The sequence below is a fragment of the Streptomyces sp. Je 1-369 genome (genome assembly GCF_026810505.1).
Taxonomy (GTDB): domain Bacteria; phylum Actinomycetota; class Actinomycetes; order Streptomycetales; family Streptomycetaceae; genus Streptomyces.
On record NZ_CP101750.1, the window covers coordinates 3,698,951 to 3,724,019 of the forward strand.

At 70.7% G+C, this 25,069-nt stretch carries 22 protein-coding genes; 6 read left to right on the forward strand and 16 right to left on the reverse strand.

Going from position 1 to position 25,069, the window contains the following annotated elements:
* Positions 1-30 precede the first annotated feature (30 nt).
* Positions 31-2,784: a phosphoenolpyruvate carboxylase gene (ppc, locus tag NOO62_RS16755; protein ID WP_268771686.1), complete on the reverse strand. Its 2,754-nt coding sequence runs from the start codon at positions 2,782-2,784 to the stop codon at positions 31-33.
* A 279-nt stretch (positions 2,785-3,063) separates the two neighbouring features.
* On the opposite strand from ppc, the gene NOO62_RS16760 reads away from it, so the two are divergent.
* Entirely contained in the window at positions 3,064-4,125 is a 1,062-nt protein-coding gene (locus NOO62_RS16760; protein WP_268771687.1) for an acyl-CoA desaturase, read from the forward strand.
* Positions 4,125-4,808 carry a TetR/AcrR family transcriptional regulator gene (locus tag NOO62_RS16765; protein ID WP_268775652.1) on the forward strand — a complete coding sequence of 228 codons (684 nt, stop codon included), beginning with the start codon at positions 4,125-4,127 and terminating at the stop codon, positions 4,806-4,808. Before NOO62_RS16760 ends, NOO62_RS16765 begins: the two co-directional genes overlap by 1 nt.
* A 12-nt stretch (positions 4,809-4,820) precedes the next feature.
* On the opposite strand, the gene NOO62_RS16770 is transcribed toward NOO62_RS16765, so the two are convergent.
* Positions 4,821-5,648, reverse strand: a complete 828-nt coding sequence (locus NOO62_RS16770) for a trans-aconitate 2-methyltransferase (protein ID WP_268771688.1) — start codon at positions 5,646-5,648, stop codon at positions 4,821-4,823.
* 111 nt (positions 5,649-5,759) lie between these two features.
* Here NOO62_RS16770 and tamR point away from each other — a divergent pair, with 111 nt between their 5' ends.
* The gene (tamR, locus tag NOO62_RS16775) at positions 5,760-6,257 is read left to right on the forward strand and encodes a MarR family transcriptional regulator TamR (RefSeq protein ID WP_268771689.1); all 498 of its coding nucleotides are present in this window, start codon (positions 5,760-5,762) and stop codon (positions 6,255-6,257) included.
* Here the strand turns inward: tamR and NOO62_RS16780 are convergent.
* Entirely contained in the window at positions 6,216-6,992 is a 777-nt protein-coding gene (locus tag NOO62_RS16780; RefSeq protein WP_268771690.1) for a LuxR C-terminal-related transcriptional regulator, read from the reverse strand. The two genes, tamR and NOO62_RS16780, sit on opposite strands and share 42 nt — an antisense overlap.
* A 264-nt stretch (positions 6,993-7,256) precedes the next feature.
* Between NOO62_RS16780 and NOO62_RS16785 the strand changes: the two genes are divergently transcribed.
* Positions 7,257-7,712 (forward strand): GNAT family N-acetyltransferase, encoded by a 456-nt coding sequence (locus NOO62_RS16785; RefSeq protein ID WP_268771691.1) that lies wholly within the window; start codon positions 7,257-7,259, stop codon positions 7,710-7,712.
* Positions 7,713-7,731: 19 nt separating this feature from the next.
* Here the strand turns inward: NOO62_RS16785 and NOO62_RS16790 are convergent, their stop codons facing one another.
* From NOO62_RS16790 to galT, 4 genes are all read right to left on the reverse strand, one after another.
* The gene (locus NOO62_RS16790; RefSeq protein ID WP_268771692.1) at positions 7,732-8,079 is read right to left on the reverse strand and encodes a DoxX family protein; all 348 of its coding nucleotides are present in this window, start codon (positions 8,077-8,079) and stop codon (positions 7,732-7,734) included.
* A gap of 132 nt (positions 8,080-8,211) precedes the next feature.
* Positions 8,212-9,366 (reverse strand): galactokinase, encoded by a 1,155-nt coding sequence (gene galK, locus NOO62_RS16795; protein WP_268771693.1) that lies wholly within the window; start codon positions 9,364-9,366, stop codon positions 8,212-8,214.
* 20 nt (positions 9,367-9,386) lie between these two features.
* A complete protein-coding gene (galE, locus tag NOO62_RS16800; protein ID WP_268771694.1) occupies positions 9,387-10,355 on the reverse strand; it encodes a UDP-glucose 4-epimerase GalE in 969 nt (322 codons plus the stop codon).
* Complete coding sequence (gene galT / locus NOO62_RS16805) at positions 10,352-11,413, reverse strand: galactose-1-phosphate uridylyltransferase (RefSeq protein WP_268771695.1); 1,062 nt, start codon at positions 11,411-11,413, stop codon at positions 10,352-10,354. The genes galE and galT overlap by 4 nt, the downstream gene beginning before the upstream one ends.
* 169 nt (positions 11,414-11,582) lie before the next feature.
* Between galT and NOO62_RS16810 the strand changes: the two genes are divergently transcribed.
* Positions 11,583-13,271, forward strand: coding sequence for a sodium:solute symporter family protein (locus tag NOO62_RS16810; protein ID WP_268771696.1), 1,689 nt, complete (start codon positions 11,583-11,585; stop codon positions 13,269-13,271).
* A 21-nt stretch (positions 13,272-13,292) separates the two neighbouring features.
* The gene (locus tag NOO62_RS16815) at positions 13,293-13,574 is read left to right on the forward strand and encodes a hypothetical protein (RefSeq protein ID WP_268771697.1); all 282 of its coding nucleotides are present in this window, start codon (positions 13,293-13,295) and stop codon (positions 13,572-13,574) included.
* 31 nt (positions 13,575-13,605) lie between these two features.
* Here NOO62_RS16815 and NOO62_RS16820 read toward each other — a convergent pair whose 3' ends face one another.
* From NOO62_RS16820 to NOO62_RS16860, 9 genes are all read right to left on the reverse strand, one after another.
* On the reverse strand, positions 13,606-14,346 hold the full coding sequence (locus NOO62_RS16820) for a helix-turn-helix transcriptional regulator (protein ID WP_268771698.1): 741 nt from the start codon (positions 14,344-14,346) through the stop codon (positions 13,606-13,608).
* A gap of 224 nt (positions 14,347-14,570) precedes the next feature.
* A complete protein-coding gene (locus NOO62_RS16825; protein WP_268771699.1) occupies positions 14,571-16,475 on the reverse strand; it encodes a PQQ-binding-like beta-propeller repeat protein in 1,905 nt (634 codons plus the stop codon).
* Positions 16,476-16,531: 56 nt separating this feature from the next.
* Positions 16,532-18,280 carry a PQQ-binding-like beta-propeller repeat protein gene (locus NOO62_RS16830; protein WP_268771700.1) on the reverse strand — a complete coding sequence of 583 codons (1,749 nt, stop codon included), beginning with the start codon at positions 18,278-18,280 and terminating at the stop codon, positions 16,532-16,534.
* 157 nt (positions 18,281-18,437) lie between these two features.
* Positions 18,438-20,270 (reverse strand): ABC-F family ATP-binding cassette domain-containing protein, encoded by a 1,833-nt coding sequence (locus NOO62_RS16835; protein WP_268771701.1) that lies wholly within the window; start codon positions 20,268-20,270, stop codon positions 18,438-18,440.
* Between the two features lie 92 nt (positions 20,271-20,362).
* A complete protein-coding gene (locus tag NOO62_RS16840) occupies positions 20,363-21,250 on the reverse strand; it encodes a 4-(cytidine 5'-diphospho)-2-C-methyl-D-erythritol kinase (RefSeq protein WP_268771702.1) in 888 nt (295 codons plus the stop codon).
* Complete coding sequence (gene rsmA, locus NOO62_RS16845; RefSeq protein WP_268771703.1) at positions 21,247-22,113, reverse strand: 16S rRNA (adenine(1518)-N(6)/adenine(1519)-N(6))-dimethyltransferase RsmA; 867 nt, start codon at positions 22,111-22,113, stop codon at positions 21,247-21,249. Before rsmA ends, NOO62_RS16840 begins: the two co-directional genes overlap by 4 nt.
* A gap of 36 nt (positions 22,114-22,149) precedes the next feature.
* Entirely contained in the window at positions 22,150-23,535 is a 1,386-nt protein-coding gene (locus tag NOO62_RS16850; RefSeq protein ID WP_321170577.1) for a ubiquitin-like domain-containing protein, read from the reverse strand.
* A gap of 134 nt (positions 23,536-23,669) precedes the next feature.
* A complete protein-coding gene (locus tag NOO62_RS16855) occupies positions 23,670-24,545 on the reverse strand; it encodes a TatD family hydrolase (RefSeq protein WP_268771704.1) in 876 nt (291 codons plus the stop codon).
* Positions 24,546-24,593: 48 nt separating this feature from the next.
* Positions 24,594-25,043 (reverse strand): hypothetical protein, encoded by a 450-nt coding sequence (locus NOO62_RS16860; RefSeq protein ID WP_268771705.1) that lies wholly within the window; start codon positions 25,041-25,043, stop codon positions 24,594-24,596.
* Positions 25,044-25,069: the final 26 nt, after the last annotated feature.

Here is a 25,069-nt window from a genome sequence, read left to right on the forward strand (position 1 = left end):
GGGCGGGCCGTCGGCGGTTGGAGAAGGTGATCAGCCGGTGTTGCGGAGACCCGCTGCCACGCCGTTCACCGTGAGGAGCAGAGCGCGGGCCAGGAGCGGGTCCGGGTCGGTGCCTGCCTCTGCCGCGTCTCGCTGGCGCTTGAGCAGGGCCACCTGGAGGTACGAGATCGGGTCCAGATACGCGTCGCGGATCGCGAAGGTCTGCTGGAGCGCCGGGTGGGAGCCGAGGAGCTCGTCGCCGCCGGTGATGCGCAGGACCTCGCGGACGGTCAGCTCGTGCTCTTCCTCGATCATCGTGAAGACGTGCTTGAGCTCGTCCGGCACGAGCGTGTCCACGTAGTGCCTGGCGATCCGCAGGTCCGTCTTCGCCAGCGTCATCTCGACGTTGGAGACGAAGTTGCGGAAGAAGTGCCAGTGCTCGTGCATCTCGTCGAGGACCGTGTCCAGGCCCGCCTCGCGCAGCGCCTTGAGGCCCGAACCCACTCCGAACCAGCCGGGCACGATCTGCCGGGACTGGGTCCAGCCGAAGACCCACGGGATGGCGCGCAGGCCGTCGAGCGAGACGCCCGAGCCGGGGCGGCGGGAGGGCCGGGAGCCGAGGTGCAGGTCGGCGAGCTGGTCGACCGGTGTCGACGCGAGGAAGTACGTCGGCAGGTCCGGGTCCTCGACCAGCTTGCGGTACGCGGAGTGCGCGGCGTCCGAGACGACGTCCATCGCGGCGTCCCAGCGGGCGAGAGCCTCGTCGGACTGGCGCGGCGCGGTGTGCAGGGCGGAGGCCTGCAGCGTCGCCGCGACGGTCAGTTCGAGGTTCTCGCGGGCCAGCGAGGGGACCAGGTACTTGTCGGAGATGACCTCGCCCTGCTCGGTCACCTTGATCTCGCCCTCCAGCGTGCCCCACGGCTGCGCGAGGATCGCGTCGTGCGAGGGGCCGCCGCCGCGGCCGACGGTGCCACCGCGGCCGTGGAAGAGGCGGAGCCGCACGCCGTAGCGGTGTGCGACGTCGCGCAGGCGGCGCTGGGCGCGGTGGATCTCCCACTGGGACGTGGTGATGCCGCCGAACTTGGAGGAGTCCGAGTAGCCGAGCATGACCTCCTGGACGTCGCCGCGCAGGGCGACCAGGCGGCGGTACGACGGGTCGGCGAGCATCTCGTCGAGGATGACGTCAGCGGCGCGCAGCTCGTCGGTGGTCTCCAGGAGCGGCACGATGCCGATCTTCGCCCATCCCGCGTGCAGGTCGATGAGGCCCGCCTCGCGCGCGAGGACCGCCGCGGCGAACACGTCGTCCGCGCCCTGGCACATCGAGATGATGTACGACTCGATGACCTCGGGCCCGAAGACCTCCAGGGCCTTCTTGACCGTGTGGAAGACGCCGAGGGTCTTCTCGCCCGCGGCGTCCAGCGGCGCCGGGGACGGCGCGAGCGGGCGGCGGGAGCGCAGCTCCTTGGCGAGCAGCTTCTGCCGGTACTCGCGCGGCATGTCCGCGTACCGCCAGGACTCCTCGCCGAGCCGGTCGAAGAGCTGGCCGAGCGCGTGGTGGTGGGCGTCCGCGTGTTCGCGTACGTCCATCGTGGCCAGCTGGAGACCGAAGGCCGCCAGCGTGCGGATGGTGCGGTTCATCCGGCCGTCGGCGAAGAGGGCGCCCTTGTGCGCGCGCAGCGACGTCTGGATGAGCGTCAGGTCGTGCAGGAGCTCGGCGGTGCCGAGGTAGTCGCGGCCCTCCTCGTGCGGGATGCCCTTGGCCAGGCGCTGCTTGGTGTTCTCCAGCTTCTGCCGGATGCAGGTGGCCTTGAGGCGGTAGGGCTCCTCGGAGTTGAGGCGCTTGTAGCGGGGGCTGATCTCGGGCAGCCGCTCCAGGTCGCACTGGAGGGACTCCTTCAGCTCCTCGGTCGCTCCGGTGTAGCGGATCGAGTTGGAGAGGAAGCCGCGCAGCTCGTCGATCATGTCGAGCGCGTCGTTGATGCCGTGCTCGTGCTGGAGGATCAGGACGTCCCAGGTGACGGCGGGCGTCACGTTCGGGTTGCCGTCGCGGTCGCCGCCGATCCAGGTGCCGAAGCTGAGCGGGCGGGTGCCCTCGGGCAGCTCGACGCCGACGCGCTCCAGCTCCGCGGTGAGGTCCTCCAGGACGTCGCCGACGGCGCCGGCGTGCAGCTCGTCGAGGTAGTAGATGGCGTTGCGGGCCTCGTCGGCGGGCTCGGGGCGCACCACGCGGAGCTCGTCGGTCTGCCACACCAGGTCGATGTTCTCGGCGAGGCGGACGTCGTGGCGGCGCCGGTCGGACTCGATGACCGGCGTCTCCAGGAGCTCGGCGACGCGGCGGAGCTTGTTGAGCACGGAGCGGCGGGCTGCCTCGGTGGGGTGCGCGGTGAAGACGGGGCGCACGTTGAGGTTCTGCACCGTCTGGCGCAGGTGGTCCGGGTCGGCGTCCTTGAGCCGGTCCGCGGTGCGCGAGAGCAGTCCGCCCTCGGCGGCACGCCTGGCGCGCAGCTCGCGCCCGCGGTGGACCTGCTCGGTCACGTTCGCCAGGTGGAAGTACGTGGAGAAGGCACGGACCAGCTTGGCCGCGGTCTCCAGTTCCGTACCGCCGAGGAGGGTGGCGGCGGCCTCGCCGTCCTCGCGCGTCAGGCGGCGGACCTTCTCGACCAGTTCGAGGAGCTCGGGGCCCTCCTGGCGTACGAGGGTCTCGCCCAGCAGGTCGCCGAGGCGGCGGATGTCGGCGCGCAGCTCGGTGCTGGCGGTGCTTGCGGTGCTGGTGGCCCGCTGGCTCTGGTCGTCGGCACTGCTCACAGGTGCGGCTCCTTGCAGTGTTGAAGCGCTTCAAGACTGAGAGGGGTCCCCGGTGGGATACCGGGGGAGATACAGAGCGGACCGCGCTGTCCGACCGTCTCCAAGGATAGGTGTCACATCGGGCACAGAGCTCGCGACCCTTGCCGCGAGGCTCCGCACTGCCATACTTACGTCGCCGTAGGTTACGGAACCGTAGGAAACGCGGTATTGCAGCCGCTGCGGGAACCGTGCCCGTGCACCGCTCCCACCCCGACCCTCGACCCCACAGGGGACGTGCCCATGCCGACAACCTCCGATGCGTACTCCGAGGCCGATGTGATCGACGACGCTCCACGGACGGACGCGAGCTCCGCCGCCGCCACCGCCACGACCACCTCCGCCGCGCCGCCCTCGGCGACGCTGGGCGGCGAGCAGAAACGCTCGCTCGAACAGCTGGCCCTGCTGCTCTTCATCACCGTCCCCTTCCTCGCCCTGGTCGCGGCGGTGCCGCTGGTCTGGGGCTGGGGTGTCAGCTGGCTGGACCTCGGCCTGCTCGTCTTCATGTACTACCTGGGGTGCCACGGCATCACCATCGGCTTCCACCGCTACTTCACCCACGGCTCGTTCAAGGCGAAGCGGCCGCTGCGCATCGCGCTGGCCGTCGCGGGCTCCATGGCGGTCGAGGGGCCCCTCGTCCGCTGGGTGGCGGACCACCGCAAGCACCACAAGTTCTCGGACGCGGAGGGCGACCCGCACTCCCCGTGGCGCTTCGGCGAGACGGTTCCGGCCCTGATGAAGGGCCTGTGGTGGGCGCACATCGGATGGATGTTCGACGAGGAGCAGACGTCGCAGGAGAAGTACGCGCCGGACCTGGTCAAGGACCCGGCGATCCGCCTGATCTCGCGGCAGTTCCTGCTCTGGACGATCATCTCCCTCGCGATCCCGCCGGTGGTCGGCGGCCTGGTCACCATGTCGTGGTGGGGCGCGTTCACGGCGTTCTTCTGGGGGTCATTGGTCCGCGTGGCACTCCTGCACCACGTCACGTGGTCGATCAACTCGATCTGCCACGCGGTGGGCAAGCGCCCCTTCAAGTCCCGTGACCGTTCGGGCAACGTGTGGTGGCTCGCGGTGCTGTCCTGCGGCGAGTCCTGGCACAACCTGCACCACGCCGACCCGACGTCGGCGCGGCACGGGGTGATGCGGGGCCAGGTCGACTCGTCGGCGCGGATCATCCGCTGGTGCGAGCAGCTGGGCTGGGCGTACGACGTGCGGTGGCCGTCGAAGTCGCGCATCGACGCGCGCCGCAAGCCGGAGGGCGCGGCCGAGTCCCGGCGCGGGGTTGCCGCCTCCGACGCGGCATGATGGACGACGTGGCGATCGACTCCAGCAATTCCGTCCCTGCCGGCAAAGAGAAGCAGGCCCGGCGTACGCGCCGGACCCGCATGACGGGTGCCGAGCGGCGGGAACAGCTGCTGGACATCGGTCGCACCCTGTTCGCCGCCAAGGGCTTCGAGGGCACGTCCGTGGAGGAGATCGCCGCGAAGGCGGGGGTCTCCAAGCCGGTCGTGTACGAGCACTTCGGCGGCAAGGAGGGGCTGTACGCGGTCGTGGTGGACCGCGAGATGCGGCAGCTCCTGGACATGGTGACCAGCGCGCTCACCGCGGGGCACCCGCGCGAACTCCTCGAGCAGGCCGCGTTCGCCCTGCTCGACTACATCGAGACGTACACGGACGGCTTCCGCATCCTGGTCCGCGACTCGCCGGTGGCGCAGTCCACGGGCACCTTCGCGTCCCTCATCTCCGACATCGCGACGCAGGTCGAGGACATCCTCGGCCAGGAGTTCAAGGGCCGCGGCTTCGACCAGAAACTGGCTCCGCTGTACGCGCAGGCGCTGGTCGGCATGGTCGCGCTGACGGGGCAGTGGTGGCTGGACGCGCGCAAGCCGAAGAAGGCGGAGGTTGCCGCGCACCTGGTCAATCTGGCATGGCACGGCCTGGACGGCCTGGAACCGAAGCCCCGCCTGATAGGCCACCGCAAGAGCTGAGAGCCTGCCTGCTCACCCGAAAGTACGACGGGCCACCGCGAACACCCTGCGGAACGGGAACACCGTGCCGTGAGGCGTGCGCGGGTAGGCCTCGCGGAGGAGCGATCGGTACTCCTCCAGGAACTTCTCCGTCGCCGCCTCGTCACCCTCCAGGGCCGTCAGGACCGGGCGCAGGCCCGTGCCCCTCACCCAGTCGAGGACGGGGTCCTCGCCCGCGAGGAGGTGCTGGTACGTCGTCTCCCACGCGTCGACCTCGCAGCCGAGGTCCGCGAGCCGTGCCAGGTACGCCCCCGGCGAGAGCACCGCGTCCGCGTGGCGCAGGACGTCGCCCAGGCGGTCGCGCCAGCGGGGTGACGCGGCGAGATCGCGCATCAGGACGTGGCTCGGGGCGTCGAAGTTGCCCGGTACCTGGAAGGCGAACGTACCGCCGGGCGTCAGCGCCTCGATCCACGCAGGGAAGGAGGCAGCGTGGTCCGGCACCCATTGCAGGGCCGCGTTGGACAGGAGGAGGTCGTACGTGCCGGGAGGCGGCGTCCAGGACGTCGCGTCCGCCCGCTCGAAGTCCAGGCGGCCGCCACCCTCCGTCGGACCCGCCAGCCCGTCCGCCTCGGCCAGCATCGCCGGGGAGCTGTCGTAGCCCGTGACGTGCGCCGTGGGCCAGCGCTCCGTGAGGAGCCGGGTGACGTTGCCGGGGCCGCAGCCGAGGTCCGCGATGCGGGGCGGGCGGCCGGACGCGGGGAGTTCGGGGACGCGGGCGAGCAGGTCGGCGAAGGGGCGGGAGCGGTGGTCGGCGTGGCGCAGGTACTGGTGGGGGTCCCAGGTGGCGGCGGCGGGCTGCATGGGGAGCTCCTCGGGTTACTCCTCGGGTTACGGGGTTCTCGACTCATCCTGAACCCGAGGTATCTTGACGTCAAGAGACTTCATGTCGACAGACCCCCTACACTGATCGTCATGGAGGACGAGGTCGATCGGCTGGTTGCAGCGTGGCGCCGGGAGCGCCCTGACCTCGACGTGGAACCACTCGAGGTACTCAGCCGCGTGAGCAGGCTCGCGCGGCATCTGGACCGGGCCCGCAGGCTCGCCTTCTCGGAGCACAACCTGGAGCCGTGGGAGTTCGACGTCCTGACGTCGCTGCGGCGCGCGGGCGCGCCCTACCAGCTCTCCCCCGGGCAGCTGCTCACCCAGACCCTGGTGACCTCGGGCACCATGACGAACCGCATCGACCGCCTCGCGAAGAAGGGCCTCGTCGAGCGCCTGCCGGACCCCAGCGACCGGCGCGGCGTCCTCGTACGCCTCACCCCCGAGGGCAGGGACCGCGCGGACCAGGCCCTCGCCGGACTGCTCGAACAGGAGCGGGCCATCCTCGCGGAGCTCTCCCGCGCCCAGCGCGGCGAACTGGCCGCGCTGCTACGCCAGTTGACCGCCCCGTTCGACAACGTCCCCGGCTAGGTCGGCAGGACCCACACCCGCGCGCCGGGCGAGCGCCACGGCGGCGAGGGTGGAGTGCACGCCCAGCTTCCCCAGCACGTTCTGCATGTGCGTCCGCACCGTGTGCGGGGAGAGGAAGAGCCGCTCGGCGACCGCCTTGCGGCCGAGCCCCGCCACCATGCAGCGCAGCACCTCCCGCTCGCGCGGCGTCAGCGACTCCACGAGCCGCTCGGACTCGGTGCGGTGCTTGCGGGCCGCGGTCAGCTCACGCAGGACGCCGGTGAGCAGGGCGGGCGGCAGGTGCGTCTCGTCCCGGAGCACGCCGCGTATGACCGTCAGGAGACGGGAGAGCGAGCAGTCCTTGGCGACCCAGCCCGACGCGCCCGCCTGGAGGGCGAGGGCCGCGCGGCGCGGGTCGTCCTTCTCGGCGAGCACGACGGTACGCACGGCGGGCTGGCCCGAACGGACGCCCGCCACCAGGGATATGCCGTCGACGAGCCCGTCGGCGTTGCCGTCCTGCACGGGCACGGCGGGGCGGGCGGCCTGCAGCGCGCTCGCGGTGCTGCCGAGGTCGGCGTCGACGAGCAGCACGTCGTATCTGCGGCCTTCGGTGACCGCCCGCTCCAGGCAGCGCAGCGCGGCGGGACCGCTGCCTGCCGCGGACACGTCGACGTCCGGCTCGGCCGCGAGCGCGGCGGCCAAGGACTCGGCGAAGATGCGGTGGTCGTCGACGACCAGGACTCGAATGCGAACCACAGAAACCCCCTTCCCCACGCTCCCTGCCGGAAGCGGGGGATACCCCATCATCGGAGAACGCCTGGTGCGGGTACGGCACACGGAGCGGAGGCCGACGCGGCCGCACGGCCGCCGCCGTGCTGTCACCGCAACCCCCACGCCGGGCGCCGTACCCGACTGTCTCGCCCCCTGATCAGTGCCGGCCCCCACCGGCACTGCCCTTCAGAGTAGGGCCGGACGCCAGGAGCGGAAGGTGATTTGCAGAACTGGTTGGCCAGCGCGTTTATGGTGAGCCTTATGTTTCGTATTGAGACGGGAGTCGACAAGGAGCGGCTCGGTCTGCTTCGCTCGCGGCTGAGCGAGACGAACACGGCGGCGTCACCGGAGCTCAGAGCCCTGCGCGGGACGCGCGAGGACCAGGAAGTCCCGTTGGCCTTATGGGCGTTGGACGGGCATGGCGGCCTCGCGGCCGGCCTCGCCGCGCACACGTGGGCGCGCTGGCTGCACGTGAACCATCTCTGGGTCGACGACCGGCACCGCGGGACGGGGCTCGGTTCCCGCCTGCTCGCCGAGGCGGAGCGGGTGGCCCGTGAGGACCGCGGGTGCGTCAACTCCCGTGTGGAGACATGGGACTTCCAGGCACCGGGCTTCTACCGGAACCAGGGATACGAGCTGGTGAGCGTGATCCCCGACTACCCCGAGGGCGTCAAGGAGTTCACGCTCACCAAGCGGCTCGGCTGAGCAGGGCGGGGCGCCTGCCTCAGGCCGCGAGGCCCAGCGCCAGCGCGCCGATCACCGGCGCCGCGTACATCAGCGGGTACGGGACGTGCGTGTACCAGCGCGCCCGCACCACGGTGACGACGGCCCCGGCGAAGTACAGCACCAGGGCGACGCCCGCCACGACCCCGACGACGGGCACGAACAGGCCCGCGACCAGGCCCACCGCGCCCGCCGCCTTCGCGGTGCCGAGCCAGGGCAGCCATGCCATGGGAATGCCGTAGTCGGCGATGGGCTTCACCACCCACGCGGCGCGCAGGAAGACCGATGTGGCGGAGAAGGCCACCATCGCGGCGGCGACCAGCGTGACGACCGTGTAGCTCGTGGACATGTCGGGGCTCCTCATCAGGCGGTGCCTGTGCACTGCTGTGTAGCCGTGCACTGCGTTGCACTGCCCTGACGGAACCGGCCACAGGAGTGTGACCGGTCCGCGACACTTTTCCCGGAAACTTTTTCCCGGTCCTCAGACCTCCCGCCGCGCCCCCGCCGACGCCTCCGCCGGGAACACGCGCGGCGCGGTGAAGCCCGCCGCCGCGAAGGCCTCCAGGACCGACTTCGTCACCGTGTCCTCGTCCGCCGCCTCCACCAGGACGACCGCCGAGCCGCCGAAGCCGCCGCCGGTCATCCGGGCGCCGAGTGCGCCCGCCGCGTTCGCGGAGGTCACGACCAGGTCCAGTTCGGGACAGGAGATGCGCAGGTCGTCGCGGAGCGAGGCGTGGCCTTCGGTGAGGACGGGGCCGGTCGCGCGGACGTCGCCGGAGTCGAGGAGGCGTATGACGCGCTCGACGCGGTGGTTGTCCGCGACGATGTGGCGTACGTAGCGACGGATTTTGTCGTGCGTCAACTCGGCGAGGGCGGAAGGGAGTTCGCCGTAGGCGATGTCGCGCAGGTGGGAGACGCCGAGGGTGCGCGCGCCCTCCTCGCACCCCGCACGCCGTTCCGCGTACGCCCCGTCGCCCAGCTCGTGCTTGACGCGGGTGTCGACGACGAGCAGCCGCAGGCCGTGCGCGGCGAGGTCGAAGGGGACCTGCCGTATCGCCAGGTCCCGGCAGTCCAGGTGCAGGGCGTGGCCCTCCGTGGCGCACGCGGATGCCATCTGGTCCATCACGCCGCACGGCACGCCGACGAAGGCGTTCTCGGCGCGCTGGGCGAGGACGGCGAGGCGCGGCCGGTCGAGGCCGAGTCCGTACAGGTCGTTCATGGCGAACGCCGTGACGACCTCCAGGGCGGCCGACGACGACAGGCCCGCCCCGGTCGGCACGTTGGAGGCGAGATGGATGTCGGCGCCGCCGGAGACCTCGTGGCCCGCGTCCCGCAGCGCCCACACCACTCCGGCCGGGTAGGCGGCCCAGCCGCCCTGCCCGTACTTCGACAGGGGTTCGAGCTCGTCGACGCGGAGTTCGGCGACGGGGGCGTCGATGTCCGCGGAGTGGAGCCGCAGGACACCGTCGGTACGGCGCGCCACCGCCGCCACCGCGGTGTGCGGCAGCGCGAGCGGCAACACGAAGCCCTCGTTGAAGTCCGTGTACTCGCCGATGAGGTTGACCCGTCCCGGCGCCGACCAGACGCCCTCCGGCTCGTACCCGTACAGCTCGGCGAACTTCCCCGCTACGTCCATCAGCTACCCCTTGATCCCGGTCAGCGCTGGGCGAAGGCCCAGGCGTCGGCGACGATGCCCGCGAGGTCCGCGCGGGACGGATTCCAGCCGAGCCGCTCCCGCGCGGTGGCCGCGGACGCGACGAGGACCGCCGGGTCGCCGCCGCGTCGCGGGGCCATGACCTCGGGGATCGGGTGCCCGGTGACCTCGCGGACGGTCTCGATGACCTCGCGCACGGAGAAGCCGTTGCCGTTGCCGAGGTTGCAGATGAGGTGTTCGCCGGGGGTGGCGGCCGCGACGGCGAGGAGGTGGGCCTCGGCGAGGTCGGCGACGTGGATGTAGTCGCGGACGCAGGTCCCGTCGGGGGTCGGGTAGTCGTCGCCGAAGACGCTGATCGCCTCGCGCCTGCCCAGCGCGACCTGGAGGACGAGCGGGATGAGGTGCGACTCGGGGTCGTGGCGCTCGCCGATCATGACATTCGAAAGCGTGCCGTACGCGCCCGCGACGTTGAAGTAGCGCAGCGAGACGGCGGCCAGGCCGTGCGCGGCCGCCTCGCCGGTGATCATGTGGTCGACGGCGAGCTTGGAGGCGCCGTAGGGCGAGGTGGGGGCGGTGGGGTCGGCCTCCGTGATGGGGGTGTTCACGGGCTCGCCGTACGTCGCGGCCGTCGAGGAGAAGACGAGCCTGCGCACGTCGGCGTCGCGCATGGCGGCGAGCAGCGCCATGGTGCCGCCGACGTTGTTGTCCCAGTACTTCTCGGGCTTCACGACGGACTCGCCGACCTGCGAGAAGGCGGCGAAGTGGAGCACCGCGTCGTAGGAGGAGTCCAGCCACTTGGCGGCATCGCGGATGTCGCCCTCGATGAACGAGGCGCCGGCGGGGACGCCTTCGCGGAAGCCGGTCGAGAGGTTGTCGAGGACGGTCACCTCGTGCCCGGCCTCGATCAGATGCTGGGCCACCACACTTCCGACGTAGCCCGCACCACCGGTGACCAGGTACTTACCGCTCATGAACTCGCTACCTCTCGCAGTCGCTCGGCCGCGGCTTCCGGCGGCACGTCGTTGATGAACACGCTCATACCGGATTCGGAACCCGCGAGGAACTTCAGCTTGCCCGAAGTGCGGCGAATCGTGAAAAGTTCGAGATGGAGGGCGAAGTCGTCCCGGTTGATCCCCTCATGTCCTTCCAGCGTCCCGAACGGCGCCTGATGCCAGGCGGAGATGTAGGGGGTGGGGTTCTCCGCCTCGCCGAAGATCCGGTCGAAGCGCCTCAAGAGTTCCAGATAGATCTGTGGGAACTCTGTGCGTGCCGCCTCGTCGAGCGCGAGCAGGTCGGGCACCCGGCGCTTGGGGTAGAGGTGTACCTCGTAGGGCCAGTGCGCGGCGTACGGCACGAAGGCGATCCAGTGCTCGCCCTCCAGGACGACCCGCTCCCCCTTGCCCTCCCTGGCGACGATGTCGTCGAAGAGGTTGAGGCCGCCGGACGACTCCTTGAACGCGGCGAGCGAGCGCAGCATCAGGTTCGTGCGCGGGGTGATGAAGGGGTACGCGTAGATCTGCCCGTGCGGATGGCCGAGGGTCACGCCGATCTCGGCGCCGCGGTTCTCGAAGCAGAACACCTGCTCGACGGAGGGCAGGTGGGAGAGCTCGGCGGTCCGGTCGGTCCAGGCCTCCAGGACGAGCGCGGCCTGCTCGGGGGTGAGGTCCGCGAAGGACGCGGTGTGGTCGGAGGTGAAGCAGACGACCTCGCAGCGGCCCGCGTCGCCCGCGAGCGAGGGAAAGCGGTTCTCGAAGACCACGACGTCGTACGACGCGTCCGGAACCTCGCTGAGCCGGTCCCCGACGGACGGACACAGGGGGCACTCGTCGGCCGGCGGGTGGTAGATGCGCCCCTGGCGGTGCGAGGCGATGGCCACGGAGTCGCCAAGCAGGGGGTCCGCGCGCACCTCCGATGTGGTGGCGACGGGCGCGAGCGGGCGCCGGTCGACGGCGTCGCGCACGGCGTCGTCGCGTACGTCGTAGTAGACGAGCTCACGACCGTCGGCGAGACGGGTCGAGGTCTTCTTCACGTCCGGGGCTCCTCATCACCCACCCAACAGAACCGAACATAACAAACCACAAGCCAACAGCTTCGTCAACGATCACAATCAAACAAAGAACACCAACAGAACTGTTCAGTTATTGAAGTTCTAGGCGTAGGTTCCCGACTGATCCGTTCGCGCAACGAAGCGAGTTCACATGCAGTCCCCCACCACAACAACCCTGGCCGAGGGGCTTCGGCTGCCCACCAACGGCCTCGACTACGCGATCCTGGCGATCTACTTCGTCGTGGTCCTCGGCATCGGCTTCGCCGCCAGGCGCTCCGTGAAGACCAGTCTCGACTTCTTCCTCTCGGGCCGTTCCCTGCCCGCCTGGGTCACCGGTCTCGCCTTCGTCGCCGCGAACCTGGGCGCCACCGAGATCCTGGGCATGGCCGCCACCGGCGCGCAGTACGGCGTCGCGGTCGTCCACTGGTACTGGATCGGCGCCATCCCGGCCATGGTCTTCCTGGGCCTGGTCATGATGCCGTTCTACTACCGCAGCAAGGTCCGCTCCGTCCCCGAGTTCCTGCTCCAGCGCTTCGACAAGTCGGCGCACCTGCTCAGCTCGGCGCTCTTCGCCTTCGCGGCGATCCTCATCGCGGGCGTGAACCTCTACGCCCTCTCGATCGTCGTCGAGGCGCTGCTCGGCTGGCCGCAGTGGGTGGCGATCGTCGTCGCGGGACTCTTCGTCCTCGCGTACATCACGATCGGCGGGCTCTCCTCGGCGATCTACAACGAGGTCCTGCAGTTCTTCGTGATCCTCGCGGCGCTGATCCCGATCTGCGTCATCGGCCTCAAGAAGGTCGGCGGCTGGGACGGGCTCACCGGCTCCATAGAGAAGCAGCACGGCGAGAACTTCATGACCGCCTGGGGCGGCACCGGCATCGGCGACGCCAACCCGCTCGGCGCCAACTGGCTGACGATCATCCTCGGCCTCGGCTTCGTGCTCTCCTTCGGCTACTGGACGACCAACTTCGCCGAGGTCCAGCGCGCGCTCTCCGCGAAGAACCTCTCGGCCGCCCAGCGCACCCCGCTGATCGCCGCCTTCCCGAAGATCTTCATCGTCTTCCTGGTGATGATCCCGGGCCTGGTCGCCGCCGTCCTCGTCCCGAAGATCGGCACGCCGGGCTCCGATCTGACGTACAACGACGCGATCCCGTATCTGATGCAGGAACTGCTGCCCAACGGCGTCCTCGGCATCGCGGTCACCGGTCTGCTCGCCGCGTTCATGGCGGGCATGGCGGCGAACGTCTCGTCCTTCAACACCGTGTTCACATACGACATCTGGGCGCGGTACGTGGTCAAGGACCGCGAGGACGGCTACTACCTGAACTTCGGACGGCTGATCACCGCGATCGGCGTGCTCGCCTCGGTCGGCACGGCGTTCATCGCCTCCTCGTTCTCGAACATCATGGGGTACCTCCAGACCCTCTTCTCCTTCTTCAACGTCCCGATGTTCGTCGTATTCATCATCGGCATGTTCTGGAAGCGGGCCTCGATGAAGTCCGGCGTGTGGGGCCTGCTCGCGGGCACCTCCGCCGCGATGGTCAACTACTTCTGGATCTACAAGCAGGGCGTCATCGACATCCCGACCGACCAGGGCGCCAACTTCGTCTCGGCGATCGTCGGCTTCGTCGCCGGTGCCGTCGTGATGGTCGTCGTCACGCTCTTCACCGCGCCCAAGCCGGAGGCCGAGCTGGCCGGCCTGGTCTACGGGACGGCCTCGCCTGGCATGGAGGACGACGGGACGGAGGAGGGTGACGACGCCTGGTACCGCAAGCCGGCCCTGCTCGGCTGGGGTGCCGTCGTACTCGCCGCGGCCTGCTACCTGCCGTACTCGCTCTAGACCGATCGGAGGACCGAAGACATGTCCGACCTGCAGAACGAAGTCTCCGAGCTGGAGCGCAAATCCGCGACAGCCGCGCGCCTCTTCGACATCCGGCGCATCATCGGCGGCCTGTTCGTCGTCTACGGAATCATCGTGACGATCGCCGGGATCACCGCGTCCGACGCCGACCTGAAGAAGGCCGAGGACATCAACATCAACCTGTGGACGGGCCTCGGCATGCTCGCCCTCGGGTTGTTCTTCCTGGGGTGGCTCTGGCTGCGCCCGTCGGTCGCCCCCGCCGAGGAACCGGCGGACGACTGACCGCTCGCCCGTACGACGACGGGGTCCTGGTTCACCGCGGTGGCTCGGGCCCCGTCGTCATGTCCGCGCCCTCCGCGGTACCCCCCTGGTGCGCGTAGGCCGACGCGGGACGCTCGGCGCGCTCCAGCAGGCCCGTGCGCGCCGCGAGCGCGGCGGCCTCCAGACGCGATCCGACCCCCAGCTTCATCAGGACCCGCTGCACGTGTGTGCGCGCGGTGCTCGGGGCTATCCCCATGCCCGCGGCGATCAGCCGGGTGTCCTCGCCGTCGGCGACCCGCACCAGAACCTCGACCTCGCGGGGCGTGAGCATCTGCAGCAGCCGCTGCCCCTCGTCGTCGGGCTGCGCGGCCGGATTGAGCAGTTCGCTGAACGCGCCCTGCAACAGCTGGGGTGCGACGGCGGCCTCCCCGGCCCGCGCCTTCATGATGGCGCGCTCCACTCCTTCGATGCGCTCGTCATGGCGTACGTAACCGGAGGCACCGGAGGCGAAGGCCGCGGCGATGCCGCGCGGGCTCGGCACCGGGCCGAGCACCACGACCGCCACCTGCGGACGCTCCCGCTTGATCTTCACGACCGGGTCGAACATGCCCGGTTCGGCCGGTGTGGCCGTCCCCATGAGGCAGACCTCCGGGGCCCTGCTGATGACCAGTTCCGCGGCGCCCGCCGCGGGCGCGGCGGCGGCGAGCACCCGGTGCCCGCGCAGTTTCAGCGCCGAGGCGAGGGCCTCGGCGAGCAGTCGGTGATCGTCGACCACCATGAGCCGCACACCCATAGCAACCCCCCAGTTACCCGTGGGCCCCCCGACCCTCCATCCCCCGGAAGCTACACGCTTGTTCGACGTTACGCGCCCCCTACCGGCCAGAAGCGGCCCGGAATGCCGAAATCCATGCCATCTGGGGGGCGTTGGAGAGAAGCGGGTGGTGCGCGAACGGCGGCGGGCGCCCCCCGTGGTGCGTGGGGGCGCCCGCCGCCGTCCGTGGCGCCGTGCCTGTTCGACTACTTCGCGACGAAGCCGAGCGCCACGTACTCCTTGTCGTCCTTCGAGTAGGGCTTGCTCAGCAGCTTCTTGCCGAGGAACAGGTGCCCGTCGGCGTAGAGGAGCTCGTTGGACTTCGGGACCATGCCGCTGATCGCCTCGGTGACCGCCTCGGAGCCCGGCGTCTCCAGGAGCTTGGTCTCCTTCATGGTCTTGCCGTCGAGCGAGACGACCTGTGCGCCCTGCTTGTAGCCGTGCGCCTTGTACGCGAGGACGTTGCCGCCGTCCATGCGGATCGGGAAGATCTCGCCGTTCTCACCGGCGTCCGCGCGGTCGCTGGTGGGCTTGCCGGTGGCCAGCGAGAAGGACACGATCTCGTTGGTGCGGTTGTAGCTCTCGCCGCTGCCGTCGTGCTGGCGCGTCGGGACGTACAGCCGGTCGTTGCCGACCGCGATCGCCTTGCAGGCGTTGACCATGTTGACGCCGCAGTCATGGTCGTACTTGCCGTCCTCCAGGGAGATCTTCGCGCGCAGCTTGCCGTTGCTGCCGAGCGAGAAGACGTCCGTGACGCCGGAGGCCGTGATCTTCGTGGTGTCCTGGCCGAAGACGACCGGGTTCGTCGAGATGATCTTGGCGTTGTCGATGCCGGGGGCGATCGGGTACGTCCACTTGTCGTCGCCGGTCTTCGGGTCCAGGAGCTGGACCTTCAGCGTCTCGTCGCCGTACGTGCCGCACTCGCGGATCGCGACGAGCTGGGCACCGCCCGCGTACCCGACGTCCTTGCACTTGCCGACCTTCGGCTTCCACAGGGAGTCGCCCTTGACGTCCCAGGCGGCGCCGCCGCTCGAGGTGCCCGAGCCCGCGGCGATCGTGGTGCCCGAGATGGTGACTTCCTTGAACGTCGCCTTCACGCCGTTGGTCTCGGCGCTCTCGGTCCAGAGCTTCTTACCGGACTTCAGGTCGACCGCGGTGACGTTGGTGCACTGCTCGTAGTCACCCTTCTTGTTCCGCTTGGCCTCTTCGGTGACGACCGCGGCGATGCCGTCCTCGGTGACCTCGGGCGACATCGCGCACATCATGCCGGAGAGCGGAATCGACCACTTCTCCTTGCCGGTGTCCGGGTCGTAGCCGTTCAGCTCGTTGACGCCCGCCTTGACGTAGGCGTCGTCGGTGAGGACGGAACCGGTGGCGTTCCAGATCTGGTCCTTGGGGATCGCGGGCTGCGGGAGCTGCATGAGCACCTTGGCCGCGGGGTCGCCGGGAGCCTTCTCCTTGGCCGGGCCCTGCTCGGGCAGCGCGGCGCCGCCCTCCTTGCCGCCCTTCTCGCCCTTGCCGCCCTTGCCGTTCTTGCCGCCCGACTCCTGCGCGGTGTTCTTGGAGTCGTCGTCCTTCGTCGAGGCGTAGAAGACACCGCCGCCGACGATCAGCGCGATCGCGGCGACCGCCGCGATGATGATCGTCGTCTGGCTGCTGATCTTCTTGCCGCCGCCGCCCGAGCCGGAGTCACCGGGCTGCGGCTGCATCGGCATGGTGGGCGGCTGCGGGTAGCCCTGCTGGTACTGGGGCTGCGCGGGCTGCGTCGGATAGCCGTAACCCTGCTGGTACTGCGGCTGCGCGGGCTGCGTCGGGTAGCCGTAGCTCTGCGGGGCCTGGGGCGGCTGGGGTGCCTGCGGTGCCTGCGGGTAGCCGTAGTTGGGCTGGCCCGCCGGGGGCGCCGGAGGGGCCGGGGGTGCCGCGGGCTGCGGGGTCTGCGGGGGCCGGCCGGGGGGCGCGGGCGGGGCCGCGGGCGGCGGGGTCTGCGGGTAGCCGTACGACGGCTCGGGGGCCTTGCCGAAGCCTCCGGGCGGAGGGTCCTGCGGGGCGCCGAAGCCGCCCTGCGGGGGCTCGTTCGGGGGCTGCTGGGGTGGCTGGGGCGGCTGGGTCATGACGGTCTATTCCTTGGGGACGAGAGCGGTCGAGCGGATGACTGGGTGGGAGCGCGTCACTTGCCGTAGGCGAGCATCAGCTTCGCCTGGCCGGACGTGCGCATGATGTTGGTCGTCGAGATGTAGAAGCGACCGTCCACGTAGTCGACGTCCTTCGAGTAGAAGCCGCTCTCGATCCGCGAGGTGCCCTTCGGGTGCTGCAGAAGGGTCTTGGGCCGGTGCGAACCGGACGCCGCGATGGAGACGACACGGCCGCCCGCGTCGTACGACGGCTTGACGTACGCGATCAGCGAGCCGTCCTCCACCTTCAGCGGAAGCATCGTTTCGTCCATCGGCGACTTCACGCGCCAGGCCTCCTTGCCGGTGGCCAGGCTGAACGCGACGACCTCGTTGGCGCCGCTCTTCTCGTCGGACGGCAGGTACAGGTACGTGTCGTCCGTCGTCACACCCAGGCAGCCGCCGAGCTGGCGGTTGAGGATCGCCGTGTCGCACTCGGGTGCGAAGTTGTCGTCGGTGACGACCTCGGAGCGCGTCTCGTCGCTGTTCTCCTTCAGCACCGAGACGTTCCACTTCTTCTTGTCCTCGTTGGTGAGGTACACGATCGTGGGACTGGCCGAGTAGACCTTGCCGATCCGCCAGCCCTTGGGGAACTTCTTGGTCCACAGCGCGCGCCCGGTCTTCGGGTCGAGCTGCTGGAGCTCGTCGTGCTCGGTGGGCGTGCCGGCGCCGCAGGACAGGGCCATGAGGAGCTTCTCGCCGCCGGCGAAGCCGTTGGGGAAGCAGGTGCCCTCGTCCTTCTTCTTCGCGACGTAGAGCTCCTTGCCGTCGCTCATCCGCAGCGCCGTGCCGGACTGGTCGCGGCCGACCATCAGCACGTCGCCGACGAGGACCAGGTTGCTGGAGAGGGCCGAGTCGAACAGGCCTTCCTTCTTGACCGGGTGGCCCCAGCCCTTGTCACCGGTCTTCAGATCGATGACCTGGAACTGATTGCACTCGGCACCGCTCTGCGAGCCGTCCTTGTACGCCACGACGATCTTGCCGTCGTCGGTGGCCGTCCCGGTCGCGGCGCAGAGCTTCTCCGGGAACGTGATGGCCTTCCAGGCGGTCCTGCCGGTCTTCACGTTGTACGCGAGGAGCTGCTTGTACGCGGCCTTGACCACGATGTCGTCCTGGATCCACATGCCCGGGGCGTCGCCGCCGGAGCCGGGCACCTTGGGCGCCTCCTTGTACCAGAGGACCTTCGCCTCACCGGCCTGGCGGCCCTCGTTGAGGTCTTCCTTGCCCTCGTGCCCGTCGCCGCTGCCGTCGCCCGGGTTGACCGGGGCGGACGCGGTGGGCTTCGGATCCTTGTTCTTCGCCTCGGGCTTCTTCTTGCCGCCGCTGTCGTCACCGCTCACGACGGCGTAGGTGACACCGCCGGCGACGAGCAGCGCGGCCACCGCGGCGGCGACGATCACGACGAGCTTGTTGCGCTTGCCCCTGCCTCCGTCGGGCGGGGTGCCGGGCGCGCCGGGGGCCGCGAACTGCGGCTGCGTCGGCAGCTGCGCGTACCCGTACTGTGGCTGGTTTCCGTACGGTCCCGGCTGCTGCGGTTGACCGTAGGGTCCCGGCTGTTGAGGCTGTCCGTACGGACCCGGCTGCTGCGGCGGGCTGTACGGGCCCGGCTGCTGCGGGTATCCGTAACCCGGCTGCGGCGGCTGCTGGCCCGGTGCCTGCGGCGGCTGACCCGGCGGCTGTTGTGGCTGGCCAGGTGGCTGCGGAGCTCCGAAACCGCCGGACGGCGGCTGGTTGGGCGGCTGAGTCATCAGCGCTCCCCCCTTCACTGATTTTTCGGCACGCCAAATGGTGCTGAGGGCAGCCTTTCTATCACCCTGACCCCGTACCACACTGGGCCGGTCCTGTCCCTGTTCCCAAGGGAGGACCGGCCTGTAATGCGTCCGTTACGCGAGCTCCACGACAGCTCTACGCGTCCTCCGCAAGCTCCAGCCAGCGCATTTCCAACTCGTCCCGCTCGGCGATGAGTTCACGGAGCTCGGCATCCAGTTTGGCCACCTTCTCGAAGTCCGTGGCGTTATCGGCGATTTGGGTGTGGAGCTTGGCCTCCTTCTGGGAGACCTTGTCCAGCTGCCGCTCGATCTTCTGGAGCTCCTTCTTGGCGGCGCGGGACTCCGCGGCGGAGACGGTCTTCGTTCCGGCGTCGGTCGCCGCGGCGGACGCGGCGGACGCGGCCGCGGGAGCCGACGGGGTCGCGGCCGCGGCCATCCGCTGCCTGCGCTCCAGGTACTCGTCGATGCCGCGCGGCAGCATCCGCATCGTGGCGTCGCCAAGGAGCGCGAACACCTTGTCCGTCGTCCGCTCGACGAAGAACCGGTCGTGGGAGATCACGACCATGGAGCCCGGCCAGCCGTCGAGCACGTCCTCCAGCTGCGTCAGCGTCTCGATGTCGAGGTCGTTGGTGGGCTCGTCGAGGAAGAGGACGTTCGGCTCGTCCATGAGGAGGCGCAGCAGCTGCAGCCTGCGCCGCTCACCGCCGGAGAGGTCGCCGACCGGCGTCCACTGCTTCTCCTTGTTGAACCCGAACGTCTCGCAGAGCTGCCCCGCGGTCATCTCGCGGCCCTTGCCCAGGTCGACGCGCTCACGCACCTGCTGCACGGCTTCGAGGACCCGCAGCGTCGGCTTCAGCTCGACGACCTCCTGCGACAGGTAGGCCAGCTTCACCGTCCTGCCGACGACGACCTTCCCGGCCGCGGGCTGTACGTCGCCGTCGCTGCGGGCGGCGTCGGCCATGGCGCGCAGCAGCGACGTCTTGCCCGCGCCGTTCACCCCGACCAGGCCGATGCGGTCACCGGGGCCGAGCTGCCAGGTCAGGTGCTTGAGCAGCAGCTTGGGCCCGGCCTGTACGGAGACGTCCTCCAGGTCGAACACGGTCTTGCCGAGCCGCGTCGTCGCGAACTTCATCAGCTCGCTGGTGTCGCGCGGCGGCGGCACGTCCGCGATCAGTTCGTTCGCCGCCTCGATGCGGAACTTCGGCTTGCTGGTGCGGGCCGGAGCGCCGCGCCGCAGCCACGCCAGCTCCTTGCGCACCAGGTTCTGCCGCTTGGTCTCCTCGGTGGCGGCGATGCGCTCACGCTCGGCGCGTGCGAACACGTAGTCCGAGTAGCCGCCCTCGTACTCGAAGACGGAGCCCTTCTGCACGTCCCACATGCGGGTGCACACCTGGTCGAGGAACCAGCGGTCGTGCGTCACGCAGACGAGCGCCGAGCGCCGCGTCCGCAGGTGCTGGGCCAGCCACGAGATGCCCTCGACGTCGAGGTGGTTGGTCGGCTCGTCGAGCACGATCAGGTCCTGCTCGGCGATGAGCAGCTTCGCCAGCGCGATGCGGCGCCGCTCGCCACCGGAGAGCGGACCGATGACGGTGTCGAGCCCCTGCGGGAACCCCGGCAGGTCGAGCCCGCCGAACAGCCCCGTCAGCACGTCCCTGATCTTGGCGCTGCCCGCCCACTCGTGGTCGGCGAGGTCACCGATGACCTCGTGCCGGACGGTGGCGGCCGGGTCGAGCGAGTCGTGCTGCGTCAGCACGCCGAGGCGCAGGCCGCCGTTGTGCGTGACGCGGCCGGTGTCGGCCTCCTCCAGCTTGGCGAGCATTCGGATCAGGGTGGTCTTCCCGTCGCCGTTGCGCCCCACGACGCCGATCCGGTCCCCCTCGGACACACCGAGCGAGACACCGTCGAGCAGGGCACGGGTGCCGTACACCTTGCTGACTGCCTCGACATTGACCAGATTGACGACGGCCATTTCACTCCTGACAGGGGGGACGATCGACTTTCCAGCGTAGTCGCCCGCGCGGGCGGCCCTTCGACCGTCTCCCGGAACCCGGTCCGCCCTCTCTAGATCAGCGTCGCGCCCGGCGCCGGGGACTGCGCGACCCGCGCCGCCCCGCACGTGCCGGACGCCACCAGCGCGTCCGCCACCCGCTCCGCGGACTCGTGGTCCCGCGCGAGGAACGCCGTCGTGGGGCCCGACCCGGAGACCAGCGCGGCGAGCGCGCCCGCCGCCGTGCCCGCCGCGAGGGTGTCGCGCAGCGAGGGGAAGAGGGAGAGGGCGGCGGGCTGCAGGTCGTTGGTGACCGTGGCGGCGAGGGCGTCGACGTCGCCGTCGCGCAGGGCGGCGAGCAGCGCGGGCGAGGCCTCGGGGGCGGGCGCGGCCGGGGCGAGCCGGTCGAACTCGCGGTAGACGGCGGGTGTGGAGAGGCCTCCGTCGGCGACGGCGAAGACCCAGAAGAAGGTGCCTCCGACGTCCAGCGGCTCCAGCTTCTCGCCGCGTCCGGTGCCGAGCGCGGCGCCTCCGACCAGGCTGAACGGTACGTCGCTGCCCAACTCGGCGCAGATGTCGTTCAGTTCGCCGTAGCTCGCCCCGGTCCCCCACAGCGCGTCGCACGCCACGAGCGCGCCCGCGGCGTCCGCGCTGCCGCCCGCCATGCCACCGGCGACGGGGATGTCCTTGGCGATGTGCAGGTGCACGTCGGGGGCGATGCCGTGGCGCGCGGCGAGGAGTTCCGCGGCGCGGGCGGCGAGGTTCGTGCGGTCCAGGGGGACCTGGTCCGCGCCGGGGCCCTCGCAGGTCACCCGCAGCTCGTCGGCGGCGGTGACGGTGACCTCGTCGTAGAGCCCGACGGCGAGGAAGACGTTGGCGAGGTCGTGGAAGCCGTCGGGGCGTGCGGGGCCGACCGCCAGCTGCACGTTGACCTTCGCGGGGACCCGTACCGTCACGCTCACGCGCCGGCCTCCTTGTGCTCGGCGATCCGCGCGAACTCCTCCACGGTCAGGGCCTCGCCACGTGCCTGGGGCGAGACTCCGGCGGCGACCAGGGCGGCCTCCGCGGCGGCGGCGGATCCGGCCCATCCGGCGAGCGCGGCCCGCAGCGTCTTCCTGCGCTGCGCGAAGGCGGCGTCCACGACGGCGAAGACCTCACGCTTGGAAGCGCTGGTCCTGACCGGTTCGGCGCGGCGCACGAGGGAGACGAGCCCGGAGTCGACGTTGGGCGCGGGCCAGAAGACGTTGCGGCCGATGGACCCGGCGCGCTTCACCTCGGCGTACCAGTTGGCCTTCACGGACGGCACGCCGTAGACCCGCGAGCCCGGTCCGGCGGCGAGCCGGTCGGCGACCTCGGCCTGCACCATGACGAGGGTGCGCTCGATGGTCGGGAAGGTGTCGAGCATGTGGAGCAGGACGGGTACGGCCACGTTGTACGGGAGGTTCGCGACGAGCGCGGTGGGCGCGGGGCCCGGCAGCTCGCCGACCAGCATGGCGTCGCTGTGCACGAGCCCGAAGGACGCGGCCTTCCGCGGGAGGCGGGCCTGCACGGTGGCGGGCAGCGCCTCGGCGAGCACGTCGTCGATCTCCACGGCGGTGACGTGGGCGGCGGTCTCCAGGAGAGCCAGGGTCAGGGACCCGAGGCCCGGGCCGACCTCGACGACGACGTCGTCCGGGCGGACCTCCGCGGTGCGGACGATGCGCCGTACGGTGTTGGCGTCGATGACGAAGTTCTGGCCGCGCTGCTTGGTCGGGCGTACGCCCAGGGCAGCGGCCAGCTCGCGGATGTCGGCGGGGCCGAGGAGGGCGCCTTGCTCAGTGCTCACCGCACCAGGTTACGGGGCCCGGCCGCCGCGCCCGCCCTACAGCCTGCTGCCGCAGTGGGGCCAAGGGGTCGCGCCTCGCTGTACGTAGAGCTTCTTCGCCCGGAACGTCTGTTCCGCCGCGGAGGCGTCCTGGGGGCGCCCCGAGCCGCCGAGGCCCTGCCAGGTCCGCGTGTCGAACTGGTACAGGCCGCCGTACGTGCCGGACGGGTCCACCGCCGCGGGCCGCCCGCCCGACTCGCAGTGCGCGAGCCCGCCCCAGTTGAGGCCGTCCGCCCCGGCCACCGACATCGGCATCTGCTTCGTACCGACCTTGATCACCCGCTGCTGCGGCTCCCGCACCACCTCGGACCCGACCCGCTTCGGCTTCTGCCTGACGCCGTTGACGGTGCGCACCGTGTACGTGACCCGTCTGACCCCCGCCCGCCCCGCGTGCACCACGACCTCCGTGCCGCGGAAGAGCGAGGGGTCCTCGGTCCTCTCCACGTCGAACGGGATCTGCTCCTCCCGCACCTCGCGCGTGCCCGTGATCCGCATGACGGTCACCGTCTGGCCGTCGCGCGGGAAGCTGTCGGGAGGTACCGACGTCGTGTCCTGGCCGCGCAGCGTCACCCCGGACTCGGCGACCGCTTCCCTCACCGTCGCCGCGTTCGTACGGATCGTCCGCTCCCTGCCGTCCGCCATGATCGTGACGGTGCGTTCCGTGCGGACGTCCAGGGCGAGGCCGTCCCGTCCGATGCGGCTGCTGCGCGACGCCGACAGGTGCGCGCCCTCCGCGCGCACCCCGAGCTGCCGCAGCGCCCCGTCGACCGTGCGTGCCGTGGTCCACACGCGGCGGCGCTCCCCGTCGAGGGTGAGGTGGACGGGCCGGCCGTAGCGGACGGCGATCTCGTCGCCGCTGGCCAGGGTCGTGCTCGACGAGGGCGCGACGATGTCGTGGTCGCCGACGTCCACGCCCTCGTCGGCGAGGAGTTCACCGACGTCGTCCGCGAACGTGTGCAGGGTGCGGGGCTTGCCGTCGACGATGAGCTGCACGGCCTTGTCGTTGGCGACGAACGCGGACGTGCCGCCGGCGAGGAACGCGACGACGAGGGCCTGCGGCACGAGCCGGCGCATCGCGTCGGGACCGACTCCGGCCCCGGTCCCTTCGGGAGCCCGCGCCGTCTTCCTGCCGTTCCTGCCGCGCCGCATCTCGGCCCGCCCGGGAGCGGGCACCACGGGAGCGGGCATCACGGGCTCGGGCTCGGGCGCATAGGTGCGTTCCGGCGCGATCGGCACGCTGTCCAGCGTCTCTTCGTACGCCACCTGGTAGGTGTACGTCGTCTCCTGCCACACGTCGTAGGAGGGCTCGTACAGCGGCGGGCCGTACTGCGGTTCGTACGTCGTCTCGTACGTCTCGTACGTCTCGTACTGCGAGTTGCTCACGATGACGCTCCAGGGGTCCGTACCGGGGCGGACAGAACCTAGCGGAGCTCTCGTCACTCTCCAAAGCAGCACGGCTACGCTGTGTCGCCGCGTTGACCCGGGCCGCCCCCGCGCGGGGCCCGGGTCGTTATCGGTCAGTAAGCAAACGCGCGTGCCGTGTTCGCCGAGACCGCCGTGGCCATGGCGTCCTCGTCGATACCGCGGATTTCGGCCATGGCCCGCACCGTGACCGGAATGAGATACGGGGCGTTGGGCCGTCCGCGGTACGGAGCGGGCGTCAGGAACGGCGCGTCGGTCTCCACGAGGACCAGGTCGAGCGGCGCGACGGCCAGCGCGTCCCGCAGCCCCTGCGCGTTCTTGAAGGTCACGTTGCCCGCGAAGGACATGAAGTAGCCGTGCTCGGCGCAGATGCGGGCCATGTCGGCGTCGCCGGAGTAGCAGTGGAAGACGGTGCGCTCGGGGGCGCCCTCCTCCTTCAGGACCCGCAGCACATCGTCGTGGGCTTCGCGATCGTGGATGACCAGCGCCTTGCCGTGCCGCTTGGCGATCTCGATGTGCGCGCGGAACGACCGCTCCTGGGCGGCCATGCCCTCGGGGCCCGTGCGGAAGTAGTCGAGGCCGGTCTCGCCGACGCCGAGCACGTGCGGCAGGGCGGCGAGCCGGTCGATCTCGGCGAGCGCCTCGTCGAGGGCGGCGTCACCGCCGGGCTCGCGGGCGCCCTGCCGGGACCAGCCGTCGGGGTCGCCGAGGACGATGCGGGGCGCCTCGTTGGGGTGGAGGGCGACGGTGGCGTGCACGCTGTCGTGCGCGGCGGCGGTCTCCGCCGCCCACCGCGAGCCGCGTACGTCGCACCCCACCTGGACCACCGTGGTGACGCCGACCGACGCGGCCTTGGCGAGGCCCTCCGCCACGGTGCCCGACTGCATGTCGAGGTGGGTGTGGGAGTCGGCGACCGCCACCCGGAGCGGTGCGGGCAGGGGCGGCGGTACGTCGGCGTTCTTCGAAGGCATGCCTCGATCCTACGAAGAGGAGCCCGCACCCGGGACCGGGCCCAGGGCCTAGTGCGCCCTGCGGTGCTGGAACGGATGCAGCAGGTCGGAGAGGTGCCAGTGGTGGCGTTCCGCGGCACCGTCCGTGTCCGTCCCACCGGCACCCGGCTCGACCGGGTCCACCGGCCCGGCCGGCTTCCCGACCCCCTTCGCCGCGCCCTTCCCCGGATCCGCGTGCTGCCGCCGCATCATGTCGAGCACCGAGGACACCTGCCCGGCCCGCATGATCCGCACGACGTGGCCACCGCAGTTCAGACACGTGGGCCGGGTCAGCGGCGACGGCACGCGCGCGCCGTCCGCCGTGTACGTCACGAACTCCTGACCCGTGGCGTCCACATGGTGCTCTATCTCGTAGGACTGCTCCCAGCCGTGCCCGCACCGCATGCAGGCGAAGGCGTACGACTCCTGAACGACATTCAGCGCCGTGGTGGGGTGGCCGGTGTCTGCGATCTCACTCATGCCAGCTGCTCCTCTTGCCCGGGGGA

Bases quoted from the DNA above. Each gene is read 5' to 3' on its own strand.
- NOO62_RS16760 (WP_268771687.1), top strand. From the start codon at position 3,064: ATGCCGACAACCTCCGATGCGTACTCCGAGGCCGATGTGATCGACGAC.
- NOO62_RS16765 (WP_268775652.1), top strand. From the start codon at position 4,125: ATGGACGACGTGGCGATCGACTCCAGCAATTCCGTCCCTGCCGGCAAA.
- NOO62_RS16770 (WP_268771688.1), bottom strand. From the start codon at position 5,648: ATGCAGCCCGCCGCCGCCACCTGGGACCCCCACCAGTACCTGCGCCAC.
- tamR (WP_268771689.1), top strand. From the start codon at position 5,760: ATGGAGGACGAGGTCGATCGGCTGGTTGCAGCGTGGCGCCGGGAGCGC.
- NOO62_RS16785 (WP_268771691.1), top strand. From the start codon at position 7,257: ATGGTGAGCCTTATGTTTCGTATTGAGACGGGAGTCGACAAGGAGCGG.
- NOO62_RS16790 (WP_268771692.1), bottom strand. From the start codon at position 8,079: ATGTCCACGAGCTACACGGTCGTCACGCTGGTCGCCGCCGCGATGGTG.
- galK (WP_268771693.1), bottom strand. From the start codon at position 9,366: ATGGACGTAGCGGGGAAGTTCGCCGAGCTGTACGGGTACGAGCCGGAG.
- galE (WP_268771694.1), bottom strand. From the start codon at position 10,355: ATGAGCGGTAAGTACCTGGTCACCGGTGGTGCGGGCTACGTCGGAAGT.
- NOO62_RS16810 (WP_268771696.1), top strand. From the start codon at position 11,583: ATGCAGTCCCCCACCACAACAACCCTGGCCGAGGGGCTTCGGCTGCCC.
- NOO62_RS16815 (WP_268771697.1), top strand. From the start codon at position 13,293: ATGTCCGACCTGCAGAACGAAGTCTCCGAGCTGGAGCGCAAATCCGCG.
- NOO62_RS16820 (WP_268771698.1), bottom strand. From the start codon at position 14,346: ATGGGTGTGCGGCTCATGGTGGTCGACGATCACCGACTGCTCGCCGAG.
- NOO62_RS16825 (WP_268771699.1), bottom strand. From the start codon at position 16,475: ATGACCCAGCCGCCCCAGCCACCCCAGCAGCCCCCGAACGAGCCCCCG.
- NOO62_RS16830 (WP_268771700.1), bottom strand. From the start codon at position 18,280: ATGACTCAGCCGCCCAACCAGCCGCCGTCCGGCGGTTTCGGAGCTCCG.
- NOO62_RS16835 (WP_268771701.1), bottom strand. From the start codon at position 20,270: ATGGCCGTCGTCAATCTGGTCAATGTCGAGGCAGTCAGCAAGGTGTAC.
- NOO62_RS16855 (WP_268771704.1), bottom strand. From the start codon at position 24,545: ATGCCTTCGAAGAACGCCGACGTACCGCCGCCCCTGCCCGCACCGCTC.
- NOO62_RS16860 (WP_268771705.1), bottom strand. From the start codon at position 25,043: ATGAGTGAGATCGCAGACACCGGCCACCCCACCACGGCGCTGAATGTC.